20 protein-coding genes are annotated in these 23105 nt (G+C 74.3%); 8 read left to right on the forward strand and 12 right to left on the reverse strand.

Going from position 1 to position 23105, the window contains the following annotated elements:
• Positions 1-119: 119 nt before the first annotated feature.
• The 5 genes from IH00_RS0115500 to IH00_RS0115520 are packed head-to-tail and all read right to left on the reverse strand — an operon-like array spanning position 120 to position 7198.
• Positions 120-1442 carry a lysine N(6)-hydroxylase/L-ornithine N(5)-oxygenase family protein gene (locus IH00_RS0115500; protein WP_031073870.1) on the reverse strand — a complete coding sequence of 441 codons (1323 nt, stop codon included), beginning with the start codon at positions 1440-1442 and terminating at the stop codon, positions 120-122.
• Positions 1439-2020, reverse strand: coding sequence for a GNAT family N-acetyltransferase (locus tag IH00_RS0115505; RefSeq protein WP_031073871.1), 582 nt, complete (start codon positions 2018-2020; stop codon positions 1439-1441). The genes IH00_RS0115500 and IH00_RS0115505 overlap by 4 nt, the downstream gene beginning before the upstream one ends.
• Positions 2017-3810 carry an IucA/IucC family protein gene (locus IH00_RS0115510; RefSeq protein WP_039946996.1) on the reverse strand — a complete coding sequence of 598 codons (1794 nt, stop codon included), beginning with the start codon at positions 3808-3810 and terminating at the stop codon, positions 2017-2019. The genes IH00_RS0115505 and IH00_RS0115510 overlap by 4 nt, the downstream gene beginning before the upstream one ends.
• Entirely contained in the window at positions 3807-5363 is a 1557-nt protein-coding gene (locus tag IH00_RS0115515; RefSeq protein ID WP_052411404.1) for a pyridoxal phosphate-dependent decarboxylase family protein, read from the reverse strand. Before IH00_RS0115515 ends, IH00_RS0115510 begins: the two co-directional genes overlap by 4 nt.
• Complete coding sequence (locus IH00_RS0115520) at positions 5360-7198, reverse strand: IucA/IucC family protein (protein WP_031073877.1); 1839 nt, start codon at positions 7196-7198, stop codon at positions 5360-5362. The genes IH00_RS0115515 and IH00_RS0115520 overlap by 4 nt, the downstream gene beginning before the upstream one ends.
• A 197-nt stretch (positions 7199-7395) precedes the next feature.
• On the opposite strand from IH00_RS0115520, the gene IH00_RS0115525 reads away from it, so the two are divergent.
• Complete coding sequence (locus IH00_RS0115525; protein WP_158827822.1) at positions 7396-8928, forward strand: MFS transporter; 1533 nt, start codon at positions 7396-7398, stop codon at positions 8926-8928.
• A gap of 139 nt (positions 8929-9067) precedes the next feature.
• On the opposite strand, the gene IH00_RS0115530 is transcribed toward IH00_RS0115525, so the two are convergent.
• The 3 genes from IH00_RS0115530 to IH00_RS0115545 all read right to left on the reverse strand — a co-directional run bounded on the left by IH00_RS0115530 (position 9068) and on the right by IH00_RS0115545 (position 13012).
• A complete protein-coding gene (locus IH00_RS0115530) occupies positions 9068-11146 on the reverse strand; it encodes an iron ABC transporter permease (RefSeq protein WP_078887772.1) in 2079 nt (692 codons plus the stop codon).
• Entirely contained in the window at positions 11146-12141 is a 996-nt protein-coding gene (locus tag IH00_RS0115535; protein WP_031073883.1) for an ABC transporter substrate-binding protein, read from the reverse strand. The genes IH00_RS0115530 and IH00_RS0115535 overlap by 1 nt, the downstream gene beginning before the upstream one ends.
• Before the next feature lie 61 nt (positions 12142-12202).
• Positions 12203-13012, reverse strand: coding sequence for an ABC transporter ATP-binding protein (locus tag IH00_RS0115545; protein WP_234334856.1), 810 nt, complete (start codon positions 13010-13012; stop codon positions 12203-12205).
• Between the two features lie 373 nt (positions 13013-13385).
• Between IH00_RS0115545 and IH00_RS0115550 the strand changes: the two genes are divergently transcribed.
• Positions 13386-14117 (forward strand): DUF2470 domain-containing protein, encoded by a 732-nt coding sequence (locus IH00_RS0115550; RefSeq protein ID WP_031073888.1) that lies wholly within the window; start codon positions 13386-13388, stop codon positions 14115-14117.
• A gap of 161 nt (positions 14118-14278) precedes the next feature.
• Positions 14279-14677 (forward strand): hypothetical protein, encoded by a 399-nt coding sequence (locus IH00_RS0115555; RefSeq protein ID WP_158827824.1) that lies wholly within the window; start codon positions 14279-14281, stop codon positions 14675-14677.
• A gap of 36 nt (positions 14678-14713) precedes the next feature.
• Here the strand turns inward: IH00_RS0115555 and IH00_RS0115560 are convergent, their stop codons facing one another.
• A complete protein-coding gene (locus IH00_RS0115560; RefSeq protein ID WP_031073890.1) occupies positions 14714-15865 on the reverse strand; it encodes a baeRF2 domain-containing protein in 1152 nt (383 codons plus the stop codon).
• A 270-nt stretch (positions 15866-16135) separates the two neighbouring features.
• Between IH00_RS0115560 and IH00_RS0115565 the strand changes: the two genes are divergently transcribed.
• From IH00_RS0115565 to IH00_RS0115575, 3 genes are all read left to right on the forward strand, one after another.
• Entirely contained in the window at positions 16136-16648 is a 513-nt protein-coding gene (locus tag IH00_RS0115565) for a hypothetical protein (RefSeq protein ID WP_031073891.1), read from the forward strand.
• Positions 16649-16812: 164 nt separating this feature from the next.
• On the forward strand, positions 16813-18288 hold the full coding sequence (locus tag IH00_RS0115570; protein WP_031073892.1) for an AlkA N-terminal domain-containing protein: 1476 nt from the start codon (positions 16813-16815) through the stop codon (positions 18286-18288).
• Between the two features lie 12 nt (positions 18289-18300).
• Positions 18301-18846, forward strand: coding sequence for a methylated-DNA--[protein]-cysteine S-methyltransferase (locus tag IH00_RS0115575; RefSeq protein ID WP_039946998.1), 546 nt, complete (start codon positions 18301-18303; stop codon positions 18844-18846).
• A 51-nt stretch (positions 18847-18897) separates the two neighbouring features.
• Here IH00_RS0115575 and IH00_RS0115580 read toward each other — a convergent pair whose 3' ends face one another.
• Positions 18898-19617 (reverse strand): SIR2 family NAD-dependent protein deacylase, encoded by a 720-nt coding sequence (locus IH00_RS0115580; protein WP_031073896.1) that lies wholly within the window; start codon positions 19615-19617, stop codon positions 18898-18900.
• A gap of 91 nt (positions 19618-19708) precedes the next feature.
• Here IH00_RS0115580 and IH00_RS0115585 point away from each other — a divergent pair, with 91 nt between their 5' ends.
• Positions 19709-19909, forward strand: coding sequence for a type II toxin-antitoxin system VapB family antitoxin (locus IH00_RS0115585; protein WP_031073897.1), 201 nt, complete (start codon positions 19709-19711; stop codon positions 19907-19909).
• 20 nt (positions 19910-19929) lie between these two features.
• Here IH00_RS0115585 and IH00_RS0115590 read toward each other — a convergent pair whose 3' ends face one another.
• Both IH00_RS0115590 and IH00_RS0115595 read right to left on the reverse strand, forming a co-directional pair.
• The gene (locus IH00_RS0115590; protein WP_031073898.1) at positions 19930-20424 is read right to left on the reverse strand and encodes an NUDIX domain-containing protein; all 495 of its coding nucleotides are present in this window, start codon (positions 20422-20424) and stop codon (positions 19930-19932) included.
• Positions 20424-21542, reverse strand: coding sequence for an ADP-ribosylglycohydrolase family protein (locus IH00_RS0115595; RefSeq protein ID WP_031073900.1), 1119 nt, complete (start codon positions 21540-21542; stop codon positions 20424-20426). Before IH00_RS0115595 ends, IH00_RS0115590 begins: the two co-directional genes overlap by 1 nt.
• A gap of 150 nt (positions 21543-21692) precedes the next feature.
• On the opposite strand from IH00_RS0115595, the gene IH00_RS0115600 reads away from it, so the two are divergent.
• The gene (locus IH00_RS0115600) at positions 21693-22847 is read left to right on the forward strand and encodes a glycerate kinase (protein ID WP_031073902.1); all 1155 of its coding nucleotides are present in this window, start codon (positions 21693-21695) and stop codon (positions 22845-22847) included.
• Positions 22848-23105 lie beyond the last annotated feature (258 nt).

Here is a 23105-nt window from a genome sequence, read left to right on the forward strand (position 1 = left end):
GCTGCTACGGCGCCCCGGCGACCCGCGCGCGCCGCGGGGATGAAGGACCCCGGACGCGGCACCCGTACCGCCGTGCGGGCGGTGCGGGCGGCGCGTCCGGTGGTGAGGGAAGGCGGCTCCTACGAGGTGCGCCCCGGGGCGTCGAAGCTCGTGAACGCGGAGCGCTTCGGCAGGCGGTACGTCTCGCGGCCCGTGATCGCGTTGAGGATCGTCGCGTTGCGCACGGCGCCGATGTCCAGGTTCGGCGCGGAGACCCCGTGCGAGTGGACCTCGGCATTGGCCACGAACACCCGGCCGGTGACCCCCTCGGTGAGCTCCACCGAGTGGTCCACCCGCACCCGGGGCCGCCCCCGGCCGTCCCGCAGGAGCAGGTCGTCGACCGGCTTCAGGAACGCGGGCGTGCGGTTGCGGTACCCGGTGGCGGCCACGACCAGATCGGTGGTGTGCTCGAAGAGCGCCCCCGTGTCGCGGTGCCGGCACGTCAGCACGGCCCGCCCCACCGCGTCGACCGCGGCCGCCTCGACGGTGATCCCGAAACGCAGCTCCACATCGGCCAGTCCGTGCTCCAGCTGGCGCCGGTAGAGCAGCTCGTGCACCGCTTCCAGGGTGTCGGTGGAGATGCCCTTGTAGAACTGCCACTGCTCGCCGACGAGCCGGTCGCGCGCCTCCTGTGGCAGCGAGTGGAAGTACCGCATGTACGCCGGGGTCGTCAGCTCCAGGTTCATCTTGGTGTAGTCGAGCGGCGCGAACGACGCGGTGCGGGTCAGCCAGCTCACCGCCGGGCCGCCCTCCAGGTTCCGGCCCAGCAGGTCGACCGTCACCTCGGCCCCGGACTGCCCCGAGCCGACGACCGTGACCTTGCCGGCGGCCGCCACGTCGTCCGCCCGGTACAGGTAGTCCGAGGTGTGCAGCAGCATCGAGGGCGGCAGGTCCGCCAGCGCGTCCGGCACGTACGGCGCGGTGCCGATGCCCAGGACGAGGTTGCGCGCCCGCAGCCGCAGATGCGTGCCGTCACCCCGTACGGCGTGCACGGTGAAGCGCTCGGCGTCCGCGTCCCAGTGGACCTCCTCGACCCGGTGCGAGAACCGGACCGACGGCAGCCTCGCCGCCGCCCAGCGCAGGTAGTCCTCGTACTCGCGCCGCGAGGGGAAGAAGTTCTCGCGCACGGTGAACGTGTAGAGCCGGTCCATGTCGTGCAGGTACGCGAGGAACGACAGGGGGTGGCTGGGCGCGACGAGCGTGACGAGGTCGGCGAGGAAGTTCACCTGCATCGAGGCGTCGCCGAACATCATCCCGCGGTGCCAGGTCAGCTCCGGCTGCTCCTCCAGTACGACGAGGTCGACGTCGTCGACGGTCGAGGCCAGGGCGGCCAGGCCCAGGTTGAACGGGCCGCAGCCGATGGCGACGACGTCGTGTTCGCCGGTGATGCCGTTCTCGGTCATCGGGGCATGTCCTCCTCCGCACGCGGGTGGACGAGCAGGGCTGCGGTCTTGTCGGGGAAGGAGACCTTGCCGGCCGGCCGGAACCCCGCCGCCTCGAACGCCCGCAGCGAGGGCGCGTTGGTCACGTCGGGCTCGGCGACGACCCGGGTGCACTCCGGGTCGGCCGCCAGCAGGCCCTCGGCGAGGGCGCGCAGCAGCGCCCTGCCCAGGCCCTGCCCGGTGCGGCCCGGATCCCCGATGGCGATGTGCACGCCCAGGTCGTGGGGCAGTTCGGCGTAGTGCCCGGCGAGCCGGTCCCGGACCACCCGGTACACCTCGATGTACGCCAGTGGCGTCCCGTCCAGGTCGATCAGGACGGGCAGGATCGCATCGCCCGCGAGGTGCCCGGCGATCTCCTCGTACCAGCGCTCCCGCGGCCACGCCTGGTGCCAGAAGGCGTCGATGTGCGGTGACTGCATCCAGCCGTGCACCAGGTCCAGGTCGGCGCCTTCGGCCCGCGCGACCCGGGCCGACCAGGGGGCATGCAGTAAGGGCAGCGGCGGGCCCGGGACGGTGGCGGCCGGCTGTGCCGAGGTCATACGGAGGCCTCCTGGAGGGGGTTGGGGGCGTCGAGGTAGACGGACTGGGCGTCGAGGGGCGCGAGGACCTCGTCGATGCCGTGCAGCCGGGTCAGCAGGTTGCCCTTGCACGGCAGGGTGTCCGCCTCCAGCCAGCGGCGCGCCAGCCGGTCGCCGTCCGGACCGGCCTCGGCGAGCGCCGGCAGCGCCGCCCGCAGCCGTTCGGCGAGGACGGCGAGCAGGTCCCGCTCGTCCGCCAGGCCGTCGACGGCCAGGCAGCCGACGACCGACAGCGCCTGGTTGCGCAGCAGGTAGTACGACAGCCGGTCGTCGACGAGGGCGTCGTCGACCACGGCGAGGGTGGAGGAGCCGGCGCCGAGCCGCTCCAGCAGACCGGGCAGGTACGACGCGGCCAGGTAGTAGCCCTGGTTGTCGCGGAAGGTGGAGCCGGTGACGCGGCCCCGCGCGTCCAGCCGGACCAGGGTGTTCTGCTGGTGCGCCTCCAGGCCGATCCCGGTCGCGGCGTACAGGTGCAGCATGGGCACCAGCACCTTGTCGGTGTAGTCGGCCGTCCACTCCTCGGCCGCGCCCGGGCCGAGGGCGGCGACGACGTCGCCGAGCGCGCTGCGGCCGAGGCCGGGCCGCGGGGCCACGAGCCCCACCAGGCAGCGCAGGTCGGCGATGCCGTCCGGCACCTCGCGCACGGCCACGTCGAGGCCGGTGACGTCCGGGCCCTGCGGGCGGCCCGGCTCGTCGACGGCGAGCCAGGCGGGGTCGCGGGTGATGGCGAAGCCGGGGTGGGCCCCGAAGGTGCTGTCGGCGTAACCGGCGTCCAGCAGCCGGTTGATCTCCAGGCCGCGGCGCAGCTCCGTACGGGTCGACTCGCGGCGGGAGTTGGTCAGCCGCAGCCCGAGGGACAGCTTCAGCATCACCTCGGCGTCCGGCCGGTACACGGTGCGCACGCTGGAGGTGGGCCACCACTCGGGGCCCAGCTCGCCGAGCGGTTCCAGCGCGCCCGAGGCGACGAGCGCCTTGATACGGGGCCGGTGCAGCAGGTCCCGGGCCTGCCAGGGGTGGGCCGGGACCAGCACCCGGCCGTCGTGCAGACGGCGCTCGGCCAGGTCGGCGAGGAGGGCCACGGTGTCCCGGCCCGCGAGGGAGGGAGCGGACGCGACGGCGTCGTGGGAGACGACCGACTCGTCGGCGGCGAACCAGTGCAGCCGGAAGGAGCCGCGCAGCTCGGGCGAGTACGCCGCCGCCTCGTGGTCCGACAGGCCGTCGCGGCTCTTGGGGGCCGGGTGGTTCAAATGCCCGAGCAGCAGGGCCTGTTCCGCGTCGAGGAACCCGTCCGTGCCGGGCGGCGGCTGCGGATGGGCACGCCGGTCGGAGATGAACGCGGCGACCCGGCGCACGGACTCGGCGGTGCGCTCCACCAGGTCGGCGACCTCACCGGCCGGGACGCCGCCGGGCCGGCTGCCGCCGCGGACCGCCGCCTCGGCGGACAGCAGCGCCACCGCCGTCACCGGGTCGGCGACGGGACCGAGCGGACCTCCGGGGCCTTCCAGGCGGGCCGGCGCGAAGCGGTGCCAGCCGGTGGGGGAGCAGTGGGTGACCTCGGTGACGAGGGCCAGTCCCGCGGTCGGCAGGTCGACCCGGAGCGGGCCGGCGGCGACGGGCGTGCCCGTCTCGCGCAGCCAGCACCGCAGCAGGGCCTCGATGTGGGCGTGTTCGGCGGCGCCGCGCGCGTCGAGCGCGTGCAGCGGGTCCGCGGTCGTGGATGCGGTGGTTGCCGCCGTGGTGGTGACGGTCATGCGGCGCCCTCCTCGATCAGTCGTTCACAGGTGCGGCCGGCGTCGAGGACCATGTCCACGAGACCGTCGATGTCGTCGATGGTGGCGGTGGGGTTGAGCAGGGTGAACTTCAGGCACACGCGCTTGGCCGAGCCCGGGCCGCCCGTCGCCGCGTCGGTGCGCCCGATCAGCGCGCTGCCGGATTCCAGCAGCCGCCGGCGCAGGGCGCCGTTGAGCTCGTCGGCCGCGGCCGGGTGGGCCGTGCGGGACCTGCCGGTGCCGCGGTAGCGGAACACCACGGTGGTGAGCTCGGCCGGGGAGACCAGCTCCAGCTCGGGTTCGTCCCGGATCCGGCGTTCGGCGTGGCGGGCCAGGTCGTGGCAGACGTCGATCATGCGACCCATGCCGGCCCTGCCGTACGTCAGGAGGGTCGCGGCGGCCTTGACCGCGTCGGGGCGGCGCGTGGTCTGCAGGCTGCGGCCGAGCAGGCCGTCGTAGCCGGCCTCGGAGTCGTCGGTCGGGTTGAGGTAGGCCACCTCGCGGTCGAGCGAGGTGAACGCGGTGGTGTCGGAGACCAGCAGCACACTGGTGGCGGCGGGCTGCCAGCCGGTCTTGTGCAGGTCGAGGGTGATGGAGTCGGCGAGCTCCAGCCCCGCCAGCCGGCCGGCCAGCCGCCGCGAGAACAGGGCGCCGAAGCCGTACGCGGCGTCCACGTGGAGCCACATGCCGTGCCCGGCGGCGATCTCGGCGATCTCCGGGAGCGGGTCGATGGAGCCGAAGTCCGTCGTGCCGGCGGTCGCGACCACCGCGACCGGCGTCCGGTCCGGGCCGAGCGCGTCCAGGGCGGCGGCCAGGGCGTCCGGCCGCATGCGCCGGTGCGCGTCGACCGGGACGGGGTGCACGGCGGCCTCGCCGAGCCCGAGGGCGGCGCACGCCCGGTGGGTGGAGAAGTGGGCGAGCTCCGAGCAGAACACGACCGGGCCGGGCAGGGCACCCACGCCCTGCTCACGGGCGTCGATGCCGCGCCGCAGCGCGGCGGCGTCCCTGGCGAGCAGCAGACCCATCAGGTTCGACAGCGAACCGCCGGGCGTGAGGACGCCGTCGGCGCGTTCACCGAGCCCGGCCAGCTGGATCAGTACCCCGATGAGCCAGCGCTCGACCGCGATGGCCGAGGGGCCGGAGTCGTAGGTGTCCAGCGAGGCGTTGCCGGCGCTCGCCAGGGTGTCCGCGGCGACCGCGACGGCCAGCGACGGGGGCTGCAGATGGGCGGCGGCCCGGGGGTGGGACAGGTCGATGCCGTGCTCCACCAGCAGGGTGGCCAGGAGCTGGAGCGCCGCCTCGGCGCCGATCCCCTCGGCCGGCAGCTCGGCCGGGCCCAGCGCGCCGGTGGCGGCGGCGAGCACCTCGGCCGGGGTGCCCGCCGGCAGGGGGCCTTCCGGGCGGCGCGCGGCCGACGCCGCGCCGATGGCCCCGGTGAGCGTGGCGAGGACCTCGGCGAGCCCGTCGCGGGAACCGGCGAGCAGCGACGGCGGGAACGGGGACAGCAGGGGTCGCGTTTCGGTCAGCGGTGTCACGCCCTGTCTCCTCGGTCCTCGGCCAGCGGGTTGGGGTGCGTGCCGTTCGGGTACAGCGCGTGGCGCAGGGCGCGGTCGGTGTACCGCGTGACGACGATCCGGTCGCGGTTCAGGCCGTACCGGGGGATCTCGGGAGTCAGCAGGTCGTACTCGGCGAACCGACCGGCCAGCTCCGGGAACCGCTTCCGGAAGTCCTGCTGGAAGTCCAGGATCGTCCGCCGGACCAGGCGCCAGAACACCGTCTCCGGTACGCCGAGCTGCTCGGCGCACAGCGGCGCGAGATAGCGGAAGTGCCCGACGAAGACCTGGTCCATGACGTGCTGCTTGATGATCGAGGGGTGCTTGCGGGGCAGGACGTGGTCGTGCCCGTCCGGCTCGGGGCCGCGCTCCGGCACGTCGGTGAAGGAGACGCACACGTCGTCCACGAAGTCCTTCAGGTACAGGCGGGCCGGTACGTCGTTCTCGTCGTACCCGATCAGCGTGTTCTGCCCGTGCGGGTTGAAGGTGACGCCGTACCGGTAGAGCACGTGCAGGATCGGCACGAGCAGCGTGCCGAACAGGCGTCGCAGCCATTCCTGCGGGTCGAGGCCCGAGGCGCGGACGAGTTCGGCGACGAACGCGTCACCGGAGTTGTCGACGTGCAGGAGTGACGCGAAGGTGCGCACCCGCTCGTCGGGGTCCTTGCGCGCCGACACCGACTCGCGCCAGATGCAGCCCAGAGTCTCCAGGTGCTGGTAGGGCGCCTCGTCCAGCTTGGACAGGTAGGGATGGCGCACGGTCACCGAGGCGACCTCGCCGAGGAACACGGTCCGGCACTCGCCGGTCAGGAACGTGTCGCGCTCCACCAGTCCGCGCAGCCACTGCGTCACCACGGGCGCGCCCATGGTGCAGTGCGGCGGTATCCCGCGCCAGACCAGGGTGTTGAGGATCTTCAGCGGCAGCTTGACGTCGTACCGCTCGGGGGTGGTGACGTTGGCCATCGTGCGGATGGACTGGCCCGGCAGGTACGCGTCGGGGCTCTCGCCGAGCGGGATGATGCGCCGCTGTGCCACGTCGGCGGCGTGCAGGATCTGGACGGCGTGGTCCCACTGCCAGGGGTGGACGGGCATCCACACGTACCCGGCGGGGTCGACCCCGGCCTCCTCCAGGACGCCGGTGAAGCGGGCGCGGGTCACCTCGTCCAGTTCGGCGGCGAGGATGCCGTGTTCGGAGAGGTCCGAGGTGCCGCGGAACTCGGCGAGGCCGCGGTGGACGGCGACCCAGCGCAGTCTCAGCGGCTGCGCCGACTCGGGGGCGTACCGGCGTACGTCGGTGGCCGAGAAGCCGATCCGTCCCTTGTTCGCGACGAGGAGGTTGTGCCCCGTCATGCGGCACTCGAGGTCCGTGTGTCCCAGGCCGCGCAGTTCGGCCACGGTCTCGCCGCCGTGCGTGATGCGCGCGGCGTCGACGGCGAGGGTGGCGGAGAGCTCGGTGAAGTAGGTGGCGACGGTGGACGGGTCGCTGCCGATCGTCGAGGCCGCCTCCATGAGGAACTGCTGTGCGTCCCAGGCGGGTTGGGCGATCGCGTTGCCCAGCATGCTGGTCGCGGTGCGGGTGATGGAGTCCGGGTCGACGCGCAGCGAGCCGAACGCACCGGGCGTGGCGCTGAACGCGTAGGTGGTGCCGCTGTCGAGGTCGACGCGGTAGCCGCCGTCGCCGGTCTCGACCGCTTTCAGCATGTCCTCGAAGCACCATTCGCCGATGGCTTTGGCGAGGAGCCGGCGGTTGGCCTCGCGCCAGGCGGCCGGGGCCACGTCGGGCAGAGCGGGCACGGGATGGTCGGCGGGTTGGGGCATCAGGCAGCTCCGATGTCTGTCCGGATCAGTGCGCTCGAACGCCTGGACGTTCGGGCGGAGTTAGATTAGGTTAGGCTTACCTTAGAGACAAGGTCAACTTTCAGCCACCCGGCCCCACAAGGGAATTGACGGCTCATCAGTGTCGGTGCCGGGCGTGCGCGTTCCACCCCGGACCCCCGATTTGGAGGTGCTCAGCGGTGCCTTCGTGCCGTCGTACGCCCCGATGGACCTTCGCCCTCGTCAGCGCCGGGGGGGTGATGATGACGCTCGACGTGACCGTCGTGAACGTCGCGCTCTCCGGCATCGCCCGGGACCTGGAGAGCGGACTCGGCAAGGTCCAGTGGACCGTCTCCGCCTACTCGCTGGCCTTCGGCGCGTTGCTGCTGACCGCGGGAGCGCTCTCCGACCGCGTGGGCCGCAGGTCGGTCTTCATGGCTGGAATGGCCCTGTTCACCGTGGCCTCGGCCGGGTGCGGCCTGGCACCGGACATCGGCACGCTCATCGCCGCCCGTGCCGCCCAGGGGCTCGGCGGCGCCCTGGTGTTCGCACCGACGCTCGCCCTGCTCGCCGCCGCCTACGAGGGCGCCCGCCGCCAGGCCGCCATAGCCGCGTTCGCGGCCATCGCCTCCGCCGCCGGGGCGCTCGGCCCCGTCGTCGGCGGCCTGTTCGTCCAGGCGCTCGGCTGGCGGTGGATCTTCCTGGTGAACGTGCCGATCGGGGTCCTGGTCGTGGCCGGCGCGCTCGCCCGCATGCCGGAATCGGACACCCCGGCCGAGCCCCGGCGCGCACTCGACCCCCTCGGGGCCGTCCTGGGCGTCGGGACGCTCCTGGCCCTGCACTATCCGCTGGTCACCGGCCCGGAAGCGGGCTGGACGGCACCGGAGGTGCTGCTCTCGGCGGCCGTCGCCGTCGTCCTGGCCCTCGCCCTGGTGGCCAGCCAGCGCCGCGGCGACGGACTGATCGACATGACGCTGCTGCGCATCAGGGCGTTCTCCGGCGCCGCGGTGCTGGGCTTCCTCGCCAGGCTCTCCAGCCTCGGGGTGCTCGCCTTCGTCACGCTGTGGCTGCAGAGCGCCCATGCGTACTCACCGCTGGAGGTCGGGCTGCACCTGTTACCGCTGACGGGCAGTCTGCTGGTGGCGGGACTCTTCGTCGCCCGGCTGCAGAAGGTGTTCGCCCCGGACGTCCTGGTCGCCGGCGGCTTCGCGGCCCAGGGGGCGGGCCTGATCGGCCTGGCCGCCGCAGGAGCGGGCGGCGGCCGGGCCGCCACCGTCACCGGCCTGGTCCTCCTCGGCATCGGAGGGGCCGTCATCTTCCCGCCCCTCATGGGCGTCGCCGTGGGTGCCGCGCCCGCCGACCGGGCCGGGATGGCGTCCGGACTGACCAACGCCTGCTACCCGCTCGGCACGGCGACCGGCGTCGCCGCCTTCGGAGCCGTGTTCTCCGCCCGTCTCGGCGACGGTCTGGCCGGCGGCCCCGGAGCCGGCACCGGCCCGGACGGCGCCACGTCGCTGCGGGAGGCCGTCGAGACCGGACGCTTCGAGCTGCTCGACCCCGCGCTCCAGCCGCTCGCCCGCTCCGCCTTCGCCGGGGCCTTCACCGCGGTCTGCCTGGCCTCCGCCCTCGTCTGCCTGCTCGGTGTGGTGGCCGCCCGCACCCTCAGGGCGGGGACGCCGGGCCTCGGAGGCACCCCGGAGCGCCCCCGGTCCTCCCGTATGGCGACACCCTGACACGTACGCCCGCCTCCCGCGGCGAGCGACGCCGCGTCCTCCGCGCGGGCCCGCGATGCGGACCGCCCGGGGCCCGGCTGCCCGGGCCCCGGGCGGTCCGCGTGTCGCTCCGGGTCGTGCGCCGATGTACCGGGCCGCGTCAGAGCTCCCGCGTCCGGCGCAGCAGCCACACCAGGTACGGGGCGCCGACCAGGGCGGTGACGATGCCCACCGGGATCTCGGTCGGCGCCAGCAGCCACCGGCCCAGGGCGTCCGAGGACACCACCAGCACCGCACCCAGGACCGCGGCCATCGGCACCATCCGGGCCGCGCTGTTGCCGACGACGCGCCGGGCCAGGTGCGGGGCGACCAGTCCGACGAAGCCCACCGCGCCGACCGCCGCGGCGGTGCCCGCCGCGAGCACCGCGCCCGCACCGAGGACCAGCAGCCGGGCACGGCCCAGCTCCAGGCCCAGGGCGCGCGGCAGCTCCTCGCCGAGGGCCAGCAGGTTCACCGGTCGCGCCGCGATCACCAGCAGCACCGCGACGACCGCGGGCAGCGCGAGCCACCCCAGCGCGGAGAAGTCCCGGGCGTACGTACTGCCGGCGAGCCAGCTGAGCGCGGCCGAGATGTTCATCTGCGCGCCGACCACCATGATGTTCACCAGGGCCATCGACGTGGCGGCCGCGCCGAGGCCGACCAGCACCACCCGGGTCGGATCCAGGCCGCTACGGCCGCCGCCGCGCGTCCCCCGGGCCACGAGCACCACGAGGGCGAGCATCAGCACGCCGCCGACGCCCGCCGCGGCCGGCAGGGCCACCAGCGGCGCGGAGGGGACCACGAGGATGACCGTCATGGCGCCGAGGGACGCCCCGCCGGTCACGCCGACGAGCCCGGGTTCGGCCAGCGGGTTGCGCACCACCGCCTGCACCGCCGCCCCCGCGACCGCCAGGCACGCCCCGGCGAGGGCGGCCACCAGGATGCGCGGCAGCCGGTAGGCCACCACCGCCTCGGTGATCTGCTCCGCGGAGCCGAACACCGCCGCACCCAGCTGGCTCCAGGTGACCTCCACGTCGCCGACGCGCAGCGAGACGACGATCGCGACGGCCAGGGCCAGCAGCCCGCCGCCGAGCGCGACGGCGTAGCCCGGGGCGCGGCGCCGGTCGGAGACCACGACGGCCGCGCCGGTGTCGGCGTCGCCGGTGCTGACCCGGCGCGCCAGCGCCATGAACACCGGCCCGCCGATGAGCGCCGTGACCACGCCCACCGGGATCTCCGCGGGCTGGGTGGCGGACGGCTTGACGATCAGCTGGGCGGCCGCGTCCGCGCCGAGCACGAGCGCGGCGGCCAGCAGCGCGGCCGCCGGGATGAGCACCGCGTGCTTGCGCATCCCCAACTGCCGTACCACCACGGGGGCGATCAGGCCGACGAAGCCGATCGGCCCGGCGAGGGAGACGGCGGCCGCGGAGAGCAGCACCGCGAGGAGGAAGGCCGCGGGCCGGACGCGCTCGACGCGTACGCCCATCGCCTCGGCCGTCTCGTCCCCCAGCGCCAGCAGGTCCAGCGGCCGGGCCAGGAACGGCGCGATCAGCGCGCCGGCGGCGACGACCGCGCCGAGGACGAGCGGCCGTTCCAGGCCGGACTGCATCAGGGTGCCGTTGCCCCAGAAGAACAGCCCCCGGGTCGCCTGCACGTCGAGCATCTGCAGGAACTCGGCCGCCGCGGTGGCGGCCAGGGCGACGGTCGCCCCGGCGAGCAGCACCCGTCCGGGCGTCATCACCCCGCCGCTGCTGAGCACATACACCACGGCGACCGCGAGGAGCCCGCCGAGGAACGCGGCGCCACCGGCGGGGACCGGGCCGAGGCTGATGCCGGTGAAGGCCACCAGCACGACGGCGAAGTACGCCCCGGCGTTCACACCGAGGGTGTCGGGCGCCGCCAGCGGGTTGCGGGTCGCTCCCTGCACGAGCACACCGGAGACGCCGAGCGCGACACCGACCACGAGTCCGGTCAGGGTGCGCGGCAGCCGGCTGCCGACCAGGACGTCCTGGGTGCGCGGATCACCGTGGCCGAGGAGCAGGTCCACGATGTCGCCGATCCCCACCCCGGACGCTCCGAGACCGAGGTGCACCACGGCGACCACGCACAGGACGGCGGACAGGGCGCCGCCCACGAGCACAGCTCGTGGGCGGCGGCCGAGCGGACGGGCCGTGGGGGCCGTCAGTCCTTCCGAAGCCATCAGACCTTCAGGGCCTTGCCGGTCTCGTCGAGGATGTGCATCGCCGACAGCGGGCCGCCGAACAGCCAGGTGCCGGGGTCGAGCGCCAGCGCCTTGTCGTTCTTCACGAAGTCCAGGCCCTTCCACACGGCGTTGCCCGCGAGGTCCCCGGTGAACGGGTTGTCGTTGTCGGCGGCGACGTACAGGAAGGTGGAGTCCTTCTCGACCTTGGTGAGGCCCTCGACGCCGACCGTGGTCATGCCCCACGCGTCGGACTGGCCCTTCCAGCCGTTCTTCAGGCCGGCCAGGTTGAGCACCTGGGGCGCGATGGCGTCGTCGGTGAGCATCCGGATCGACGCGGCGCCGTTGGCGGTGAAGCCCTGCGCCAGCGCGTACTTCAGCCCGCCCTTGCCGGCCTTGTCCAGCCGGGCCTTGAGGTCGGCGGCCTTGGTGTCGATCTGCTGCGTCACCTCACCGGCCTTGTCCTCCTTGCCCACCGCCTTCGCCAGCTCGGTGAAGTTCTTCTTCATCGTCGCGAGCTGGGGCTTGGTGGTGTAGGTGAACGACAGCACGGGCGCGATGGCCTGGAGCTGCTTGAGGTTGGCCTTCGACCGGTCGTTGTCGATCACGATGAGGTCCGGCTGGAGCGCCCGGATCTTCTCCAGGCTCGGCTCGTTGCGGTCACCGACGTCGGTGACGCCGGCGGGCAGGCCCGCGCCCTTGGCCGTGATCCACGTGCCGTAGCCCTTGTTGTCGGCGTTGCCCGTGGGGGTGACCCCGAGCGCGACGAGCTCCTCGGCGTACGTCCACTCCAGCGTCACCACCTTGGCCGCCGGCTTGTCCAGGGTGACCTTGCCCTGTGCCGTGTCGACGGTGATCTTTCCGCTCGCCGCCTTGTCCCCGCCCGTCTTGTCGTCCGTGGTGTCCCCGACGGTTCCGGACCCGCAGCCGGCGGCGGTGAGCATGAGGGCCACAGCGGTACCGCCCGTCGCGAGGGCGCGCAGCATTCTCTGCATGGTGAATCTCTCCTTGTGTACTGGTGATGCGGGCGAACCGTCGTGGGGGGCGGGTTCGGGGTCAGGGCGCGGTGGGGGCTTCCGACCGCTGGGGGAAGCAGGCGAGGTAGCCCGTCGCCGGATCGCGCACGACGTGGACGCGCAGGCCGAACGCGCGGTCGATGACCTCGGGGTCGATGACGTCGTCGGGCGTGCCGGAGGCGGTGATCCCGCCGTCGGCCACCACCACGACGTGGTCGGCGTACGCCGCCGCCTGCATCAGGTCGTGCAGCACCACGCCGCAGGCGATGCCGTGCTCACGGGCCAGCCGCCGCACCACGTCGAGCACCTCGAACTGGTGGCGCATGTCGAGGTACGTGGTGGGCTCGTCGAGCAGCAGCACACCCGCCCGCTGCGCCAGCACCATGGCCAGCCAGGCGCGTTGGCGCTCTCCGCCCGACAGTTCGTCGAGCCGGCGGTCGACCAGCGGAGCCGCGTCGGTGACCTCCAGCGCCCAGTCGATGGCCTCGGTGTCCTCCGCGGTGTGCCGGGAGAGAGCGCCGCGGTGGGCGTACCGGCCGTGCCGGACGAGCTCCCGCACGGTCACCCCGGCCGGCGCCTGCGACGCCTGGGGGAGGAAGGCCAGGCGCTGGGACAGCGCGCGGCGCCCGAGCGAGCGCAGGGGCACGTCGTCGATGCGCACCTCGCCGCCGAGCGGGTCCAGCAGCCCGGCCACCGTCCGCAACAGGGTCGACTTCCCGCAGCCGTTGGGGCCGACCAGGACGGTGATGCCGCCCGCCCGGAGGGTCAGGTCCACCTGCCGCAGCACCGGGCGTCCCGCGTGCCCGACGTCCAGATCCTTCGCCACCAGACGGACATCGCCTTCGGACACCACGTACCCCTCCTGCCGCCGGACTGACCGCGCCACCATACAACTTAGGTAAGGCACACCTAATGGTTCGACCGGAATAGATGTGACTTGTGATCAGGTCGAGATCTAGCGCGCACCCGTGCGCCCCCTGCGTACCTCCAACTCCCCTTGCGCGCAAGCCCGAAGAGGGGTTCGGATCGGCCCGGTCGATTCGCCGGAGCGGTGCCACCCGGCGCGTCCGGGTTGTGCTGCGGCGGGCCGCTCCGGTGCGGGGGTGCCGCCCGGTGGCACCGTCGTGGATCCGGCCATCGTGTTCGCCGGCCCGGTCGGCGGGCTGGTCATCCAGGTTCCTTCTGTTCTAGGTTAGGTATGCCTAACCTAAGGGAGGTCCTCGATGGGCGCCACCGCCGTCCCCCCGGCCGAACCGACCGCCGCCGAGCAGGTCCGTTCAGTGCTGGCCCGCGCGGATTCGCTGACCATGACCACGGACGGACACCGCTACGACCTCGTCGGACTGCACACCGTCGACGAGCGGGGGCAGGTCGGGCTCGACCTGCCGGCCGGCAGTCCACCGGCGGCGCAGGCCGCGTACGCGCCACGCGGCGCGCTGGCCGCCCTGCTGGAGTTCACCGACGTCGCACCCACCGCCGTACGCGACAGAGTCCGCGCCCGGGTCACGCTCTCGGGATGGCTGACGCCTCTTCACCCGCCGGGCGCCACCGACCGCGTGGCGCTCCGCCTGGACACCGCACGCGCCACCCTGGCCACGGCGTCCGGCACCTCGGCCGTCGGCCTCGACGAGATCGTGCTGGCCGTGGCGGACCCCCTGGCCGGGCAGGAGGCCGCCCTGCTCACCCACCTGGCCGACGCCCACCCCCAGGAGATGGCACGGCTGACGCGCCTGGTCGACCCGCGGCACCTCCAGGGCGTCCTGCGCGTATGGCCGCTCGCCCTGGACCGCCACGCGCTGACCCTCCGGCTCGAACGGGCCCGCGGCCACCGCGACGTCCGGCTGGCCTTCCGTGCCCCGGCGTACGACGCCACCCAAGCCGCCGACCGCATCCAGGAGTTGCTCGCCGGCACGCGCACCTGCGGGCACCGCCGCCGGCTCCTCGGCCGCTCATGACCCGGCAGCCCCCGCCCGGCCCGCCGCCCGCGGGCGACCTGGTCGCCGCGATCATCCGGGCGGCGCCACGGGCCGCGGCCCTCCGCACCCCGCCTCCGCCGCCCCGCCGCCCGGCGGGGGGCGCCGCCCCGACCCGCCCCGCCTGAGAACGGAACCGCCGCATGCCACCGACGTACACCCCGGACGCTCGCACCGGTCCCGGCGGCTTACCCAGGCCCGCCGAACGGTCGCCGGCAGCTACGCCGCCCGCCCACCGGATGCCGCCGGGCCGCACCGGCTGGACCCCCGCCCGCACCGAGGCGCTCCTCGCGGCGCTGCGCCGGGGCGACACCGTCGCCGAAGCGGCCGGCCGGGCCGGTGTCTCCAAGGAGGCCGTCTACAAACGCAGACGGCGGGACCCCGCGTTCGCCGAGCTGATGGTCGAGGCGCAAGGGCTGGGCCTGCGCGCCCGCGCCCGCCTCAGGGAACGCAGACGCGCGCCGTTCCGGACCATGAGCTACCGGCTGGTCCGGCGAACGGACGCGGGCGGCGCCGCCGGCCAGGACCGGGCGGCCCCGTAGCGCCCGGTCCTTGCGCCGCCGGACGGCCGTCCCCGCTCACATGCTCCAGCGCAGCACCGCACCCAGCCCGCCCGCCGGACCCGGCGTGCCGTCCGGGACGAGGAGGACCTCGCAGTCCGCCGCGGCGGCGGACCGCAGCAGGGCGTCGTCGGCACGCGCCAGTTGGGGCTTGGCGACACCCATCGCCTGGACGTGGCCGCGCTGAACCCCGACCTCGTCGACGCCCGGCCCGATCCACACCTCGCGCCGTGCGTCCGACGCGTCCAGGGACAGCAGGAGGGTGGCCACCTGGTGCTTGCGCACCGCGTCCACGACCGCCGGCACTCCCTCGGCCGCCTGCCCGGGGCCGGTGTCGAGCGCGGCGGCCTCACGGTGCTCGCCGGGCCTGCCGCGCCCGACGCGGAAGCGGTCGAGCGCACTGTGGAGGCGCTCGCGCGTGAACTCCTCGCAGGCCCGCGCGATCTGCTCGTCCAGCACCCGCCTCGAGGCGCCGGGGGACCTGCTGCCGTTCTCCGCCTCGACGGTGACGGCCCGGATGCGGTCGGGCAGCCGGTGGTGCACGGCCCGGCGCTCACGGGCGTCACCGGCCAGCACCAGCAGCTCGGCGCCGCTCCCGGGCCACGCCCGGGCGAGCTCGCCGACGATGGCGTCGGCCGTCTCGTTCACGCTGTTCTCGACCTTGTTGCGGTAGTGCCACTCGTAGCGGTCCTCGGGGAGGCTGCGGTGCCCGCGCCCCTGCCACTCCCTGCCGCGGGCCTGGCCGAGCGGTTCGCGGCGGTGCCCGTCGCGCAGCTCGAAGTCGGCGCCCGTCCGGTCGATGTAGGCCACGAGGCACCGTGGGCGGTCGCCCCGCAGATCGGCGAGCGGCGCGATGTGCGGCAGGATCGACCAGGTCGCCTCGATCGAGGGCGGGGCCACGGCGAGGGGGACGTCGAGCACCACCTCGGCGCCCGTGGCGAAGAGCGCCCGGCCCGGCGGCGAGCCGGAGACGGGCTCGCGGGCGAGCCGGTCCATCACCGCCCTCACGGTGTAGGCGTCGGCGCCCGCCTCGATGAGCTGCGACGCGGCGGAGCGGTCGCGCAGCTCCTGGACCTTCGCCGCGTCCTCCGTCGAGCGCGAGGTGTCGATGTACAGAGAAGCCCATGGGCCTGGCCGGTCGAAGAGCGGTTTCAAGAAGCCGAGTTCCATGATTCCCCCAGGCGCGGGAGTACGAGTACCACCAGGTTATGCCGATATGAAGCGTTTCGTACGACCGTACGGCTGCCCTGCGCTTCCGCGCGGGCCGGGCGCCCCGCCCCACCTGCACCGTGTCCACCCGCGTACGCAGCCGGTCGCGGAACGTGCCCACCTCGCGAAACGTGGCCGTCCGTACACGCTCCGCGACCGGGTCATGCCGGCGAGGCCGCGCGGGAAGACGGACCGGTGTCCATGTACCGCACCGGCAGGAGGAGTTGCGTCATGCACAGCGTCAACAGGTGGCTCACCCGGCACTTATGGGTCCAGATCGCGCTCTCGGTGGTTGCCGCCACCGCCGTCATCCTGCTGATCGACCCGGCGAGGTCATGGGGCGAGGTGCTGGTGCGTGTCACCGTCATGTCGCTCGGCGGAGCGGCCGTCCTCGTCGCGCGCCGGCGCGGGGAGCGGCGGGCTGTCGGCGGATCGGACGCGACGGTGGCGGGCCTGGACCACAAGCTGCGCCGGGGCGACGTGCCCGCGGATCCGGGGGAGCGGGAGGCGATGGCGAAGCTGGTGGCCCGCCGGCTGCACCACACCCGCCACCGGTGGCCGGCCCTCGCCTTCCTCTGCGTGATGCTGGGCACCCTCTACGTCCTCATCGCCGCCACGTCCGGCCCGCGGGCCATGATCGGCTACGGCCTTCTCTTCGGCGCCTTCCTGGTGTGGCTCACCTGGTACAGCGTGCGGCACCACCGGCGCCTGCGCCGCATGGCCGACGCCCTCGGACGGACCTGAACGGGGCATCGCGGGCTCCATCGGCCGGATTCGCCCTTGCTCGCGCGGACCTGCTCGCCGTGCACGCGCGCTGTAGGCGGGGGAGAACCGGGCCGCAGGCAGCGCGAGGATGATGTCGAATTTTCGCCAGCCCGGTGTGCCGCCGGTCCGGAATGCTGGAGACCATGCACACCGACACCGAGCGCTGCGTACGGGCCGTCCAGTCCAAGGACGCCCGGTTCGACGGCTGGTTCTTCACCGCCGTCCTCACCACCCGGATCTACTGCCGGCCGAGCTGCCCGGTGGTGCCGCCGAAGGCCGAGAACATGACGTTCTACCCGAGCGCGGCCGCCTGCCAGCAGGCCGGCTTCCGTGCCTGCAAGCGGTGCCGCCCGGACACCAGCCCCGGCTCGCCCGAGTGGAACGCCCGCGCCGACACGGTCGCCCGGGCCATGCGCCTCATCCAGGACGGGGTCGTGGACCGCGAGGGCGTGCCCGGCCTCGCGGCCCGCCTCGGCTACTCCACCCGGCAGGTGGAGCGCCAGCTGCTCGCCGAGCTGGGCGCGGGCCCGCTCGCGCTGGCCCGCGCCCAGCGGGCCCAGACGGCGCGGCTGCTCATCGAGACGACCGAACTGCCGATGGCGGACGTCGCGTTCGCCGCCGGCTTCGCCTCCGTACGCACCTTCAACGACACCGTCCGCGAGGTCTTCGCGCTGGCCCCGGGTGAGCTGCGCGCCCGCGCCGCACGCAGCACTGCCCGGCTCCCGCGGACCCCCGGCGTCATCGCGCTGCGGCTGCCGTACCGGGCCCCGCTCCACCCCGACAACCTCTTCGGGCACCTGGCCGCCACCGCGGTCCCGGGCGTCGAGGAGTGGCGCGACGGCGCCTACCGGCGCACCCTCGCCCTCCCGCACGGCCACGGCATCGCCGAGCTCGCACCCCGCCCCGACCACATCGCCTGCCGCCTCTCCCTGACCGACCCGCGCGACCTCACCCTCGCCATCAGCCGCTGCCGCCGGCTGCTCGACCTGGACGCCGACCCCGTCGCCATCGACGCCCGGCTGCGCGGCGACGAGCTCCTCGCGCCCCTGGTGGACAAGGCGCCCGGCCGCCGGGTCCCGCGTACCGTCGACGCGGCGGAGTTCGCCGTACGGGCGGTGCTCGGACAGCAGGTCTCCACGGCGGCCGCCCGCACCCACGCCGGGCGTCTCGTCGCCGCGCACGGCACACCGGTCGACGACCCCGAGGGGGGCCTGACGCACCTCTTCCCCGGACCCGAGGCGCTCGCCGCCCTCGACCCCGAGGCCCTCGCGCTGCCCCGCAGCCGCCGCACCACCCTGACCACGCTGGTCGCCGCCCTCGCCGACGGTTCGCTGCGGCTCGGCCTGGACAGCGACTGGGACGAGGCCCGCGCGGGCCTCGCGCGGCTGCCCGGCTTCGGCCCCTGGACGATCGAGGTGATCGCGATGCGCGCCCTCGGCGACCCCGACGCCTTCCTCCCCACCGACCTCGGCATCCGCCGCGCCGCGGAGGGGCTGGGACTGCCGTCGACGCCCGCCGCGCTGACCGCCCGCGCCGCCGCCTGGCGGCCCTGGCGCGCGTACGCCGTCCAGTACCTGTGGGCGACCGACACCCACCCCATCAACCACCTGCCCTCGTGAGGAAGCCGACCGATGCGCCGACAGCACACCGTCACGGACAGCCCCTACGGCCCGCTCACCCTCGTCGCCACCGACGGGGTCCTCAGCGGGCTGTACATGACCGCACAGCGCCACCGGCCCGCCGAGGAGACCTTCGGGCACCCGGACCCGCGGCCCTTCGGCGAGGCCGTCCGCCAGCTCGACGCGTACTTCGCGGGTGAGCTCACCGTGTTCGACCTCCCGCTGCACCTCGCCGGCACGCCCTTCCAGCGCGGTGTCTGGCAGATGCTGCGGACGATCCCGTACGGCGAGACCCGCACGTACGGCGAACTGGCCGAGGCGCTGGGCAGACCGGGGGCCTCCCGTGCCGTCGGCCTCGCCAACGGCAAGAACCCCATCGGCATCATCGTCCCCTGCCACCGCGTCATCGGCGCGAGCGGCAGCCTCACCGGCTACGGCGGCGGCCTCGACCGCAAGCAGCGGCTGCTCGCCTTCGAGAGCGGTGCTCCCGTGAGCGCTGCTCACACCACGAGCAGCCCTCCGATGAGCAGTGCTTTCGAGAGCGATGCTCTCTTCTGATCACCCGCTGCGGGGAGCGTCTCGCCGATCACGCCGGATCGGCGAGGCACCCTAGGCGAGCCGCTTGAGCAGGGCCGGCAGAGCCGTCCCGATCGGCTCGCGCACCACCTCGTCGGCCAGTTCGTCGTACGGCGTCGGCTCGGCGTTCACGATGACCAGCCGCGCCCCGTGCTCCGCCGCGATCCCGGCCAGCGAGGCGGCCGGCTGGACCTGGAGCGTCGAGCCCACCGCGATGAACACCTCCGCGGCCTTGGCGATCCCCATCGCCTCCCCGAGCACCACCGGGTCCAGCCGCTCCCCGAACATCACCGTCGCCGATTTCAGGATCCCGCCGCACGCCTCGCACGCCGGATCCTCCTCACCCGCCTCCACCCGGGCCAGCGCCTCCGCCATCGAGGACCGCGCACGGCACCCGGTGCACACCACCGCTCGCGCGGTGCCGTGCAGTTCGAGCACCTTGCGGGCTGGCATCCCGGCGAGCTGGTGCAGCCCGTCGACGTTCTGCGTGATCACCCGCACGGCGAACCCGGGCGTGCGCTCCAGCTCGGCGACGGCCCGGTGCGCGGCGTTCGGCTCGGCCCGCAGCGCCTCGCTGTCGCGCCGCATCAGCCACGAGCGGCGCCGGATCTCCGGGTCCGCCATGTAGTACGCGTACGTGACGAGCTTCTCGGCCTCCGGATCGCGCCGCCACAGCCCGTTCGGCCCGCGGTAGTCACTGATGCCGGAGTCCGTGGAGATACCGGCACCGCTGAGGATCGCGACGAGAGTCATACGGCGACCCTAGGCAGCACCGCCCTCCCCCGCGAACCGGTTTTCCCGCTGCCCGCGCCCGCGGCGGGGCACGTGCGATACGGTCACCCCCATGGCCAGGGTCACCGTCACGCTCGATGCCGAACTCGTCGTGGAAGTCATGGTGTTGGCGGGTGTCGGCAGCCCCCAGGACGCCGTCGAACTGGTTGTGCGCGACTACATCGCGCGCGGTCACCGCACCGAGGCGCGCGTCACCTCGCGCGACGAGCAGCCCCGGATCACCGAGAGCGCCCCGCAGGACAACCAGGGCTGACGCCCGGGCCCGCCCGGGCGTCAGCGCGGCGGGCGCCCGTTCTCCAGCTCCACCGCGCCCCCGCCGTTCCCCAGCACGTCCAGCGCCGCGAGCACCCGCGGTCCCAGCGAGCCCAGCAGGTACGCCGGCAGCTCCTCGCGCTCCACGAGCTTCCAGGAGACCAGCTCGTCCTCCTGGAGCCGGATCGCCCGGAACTGCTCGCCGGTCAGGACCCCGCCGTCGTACACGTACGCCACGATCGGCGGCCGCCCCGGGCCGGGCACCCAGTCCACCGCGAGGAGCCGGCCCAGCTCGACATCGAGCCCGATCTCCTCCAGGGTCTCCCGGCGGGCGGCCTCCCGCGGGGTCTCGCCCCCGTCCGACTCGATGGTCCCGCCGGCCAGCGCCCAGCCGTCCCGGTAGTTGGGCTCGACCAGCAGCACGCGCCCCTCGCCGTCCCGGAAGATCGCGGCGGCTCCCGCCAGTACGCGGGGGAGGCCGGCGATGTACGTTGCGTAATCGGTGCTCACGGTGATCAGCCTAGGGGTTCTCCGGCCAACCCCGCCGGGCTCGCACGTCCGCACGACTCCACCAGCCGTATCGTGCGCTCCGCCAGTTCCCCGATGCCTGCGCCGTCGAAGCCGAACACCGCGCTGCGCACCCGGTCCTCCAGGGGATCGGTCCACCGGCGGGGGATGCGGGAGGCGCCGCAGAGCACGCCCGCGACCGAGCCCGCCGTGGCACCGTTGGAGTCGGTGTCCAGCCCGCCGCGCACCGTCAGGGCGATCGTGCGCGTGAAGTCGCCCTCCCCGTACAGCAGGCCCGCCGTGATCACGGCGGCGTTCGGCACGACATGGATCCAGTGCAGCCCGGACGTCTCCCGCTCCAGCTCGGCGAGCGCGCCGGACCAGCTCACGCCCGCCTCGTGCAGCGCGACGGCGTGCCGCACCGTGCGGGCCAGGCGGCTGCTCCCCGGGATGCGGACCAGCGCCGCCTCGATCGCGTCGCGGACGCCGCATGCGGTGAACGCGGCGGCGATCAGCGCGGCCGCCCACATCGCGCCGTACACCCCGTTGCCCGTGTGCGACAGCACCGCGTCCCTGCGGGCCAGCGACGCGGCCCGGCGTGGATCTCCGGGGGAGGTCCAGCCGAAGACGTCCGCGCGGATGAGAGCGCCGATCCACTCCTGGTACGGATTGTCGTGCGTGGCCGTCAGCGGCGGTTTCAGACCCGCCGCCAGGTTGCGGTAGGCGGCGCGCTCGGCCGTGAAGGTCTGCAGGTAGGGCAGACGCAGCAGCCACAGCGCGCCCACCTGCTCGGTGGTGAAGCCGAAGCCGTGCGTCTCCAGCAGGTGCAGGCCGAGGATCGCGTAGTCGACGTCGTCGTCGCGGCAGCTCCCGCGGATCCGGCCGCGCACGCACTGCGGCCACTCCGGGCGCAGCTCGAAACCGGACGCGTCGGCCGGCGGCTCCGGCAGGTAGTCGGTCAGGGGCAGGGCGCCCGTGGCGCGCAGGTACCGGTCGATCCGGTCGCGCGTCCAGTAGTCGCCGCGCTCGACGGGTTTGCCCAGCATGTTGCCGGCGATGCGCCCCGACCAGCCGCCCAGGACCCGGTCGGCCAGGGTCGGCTCCGCGGGGCCGGAGGCCCACGTCATGGGGGCAGCGTCACACGAGGGGCCCGCGCGCGCGACCCGGAACCGGTCTGACCAGCGGGTCCGTACGCCGGACAGGGGTGGCACACCGTCCGACCGTACGGATAGGGTCGGCGTCGGCGCGACTGCCTGTTCGATAGCAAGGGATGCAAGGTGACGGACGGAGCAGTAACGGAGGCCGCGCGCGTGCTCGTCGCGGCTGACAAGTTCAAGGGTTCGCTCACGGCCGTGCAGGTCGCGGAGCGGGTGACGGCCGGGCTCCGGCACGTCGTCCCCGATCTCCGGGTGGAGACCCTGCCGGTCGCCGACGGCGGGGACGGCACGGTGGCGGCCGCGGTGGCGGCCGGGTTCGAACGGCGTGAGGTACGGGTGACCGGGCCGCTCGGCGAGCCGGTGACCGCGGCGTACGCGCTGCGCGACGGCACGGCGGTCGTGGAGATGGCGGAGGCGTCCGGCCTCCAGCTGCTGCCCGAGGGCGTCTTCGCCCCGCTGACGTCCACCACCTACGGCTCCGGCGAGCTGCTGCGCGCCGCGCTCGACGCGGGCGCGCGCAGCATCGTCTTCGGCGTGGGCGGCAGCGCCACCACCGACGGCGGCGCCGGGATGCTCGCCGCGCTCGGCGCGCGGTTCCTCGACGCGGACGGCAAGCCCGTCGGCCCGGGCGGCGGCGGTCTGCGGAACCTGGCGATCGCCGATCTGTCGGGCCTCGACGCCCGCTTCTCGGACGTCGAGCTGGTCCTCGCCAGCGACGTGGACAATCCGCTGACCGGGCCGAAGGGCGCGCCGGCGGTGTACGGGCCGCAGAAGGGCGCCTCGCCCGACGACGTGGCCGAGCTGGACGCCGCCCTCGGGCACTTCGCGTCCGTCCTCGCCGACGCGATCGGCCCCCGCGCCACCGAGCTCGCCGCCTCGCCGGGCGCGGGCGCGGCGGGCGGCATCGGGTACGGGGCGCTGGTCGCCCTCGGCGCGGGCTTCCGCCCCGGTATCGAGGTCATGCTGGACGTGCTCGGCTTCGGCCCGGCCCTTGACCGCGCGACCCTGGTCATCACCGGCGAGGGCTCCCTGGACGAACAGACCCTGCACGGCAAGGCCCCCGCGGGCGTCGCGGCGGCCGCCCGCGCGGCCGGCATCGAGGTCGTCGCCGTCTGCGGCCGCCTGGTCCTGCAGCCCGAGGCCCTGGGCAGGGCCGGCATCCGCCGGGCCTACCCGCTGACGGACCTGGAACCCGACACGGCGAAGTGCATCGCCGAGGCGGGCCCACTGCTGGAACGCCAGGCGGCGAACATCGCCCGCGACTTCCTGTCGTAGATCCCCCGCCGCCCCCTCCGGGCATCCGCCCACCTCCCGGAGGGGAGCACCCACGGTGGGTGCGCCCTCCCACGTGGGGGGCAACCACGGCGAGCATGTGGCACCCGGGGCCGCCCACCTCCGGGCATCCGCCCACCTCCCGAGGCGAGCACTCACCGTGGAGTCGCCCCTCCACGCGAGGGGGACGGGGGCGGAGCGTGGGGGTGCCCGGACGTAAGACGACTGAACTCGCGCGAAGCGCGGTGAACGAGAGTCCGG

Source organism: Streptomyces sp. NRRL S-118, assembly GCF_000716335.1.
Classification (GTDB): Bacteria; Actinomycetota; Actinomycetes; order Streptomycetales; family Streptomycetaceae; genus Streptomyces.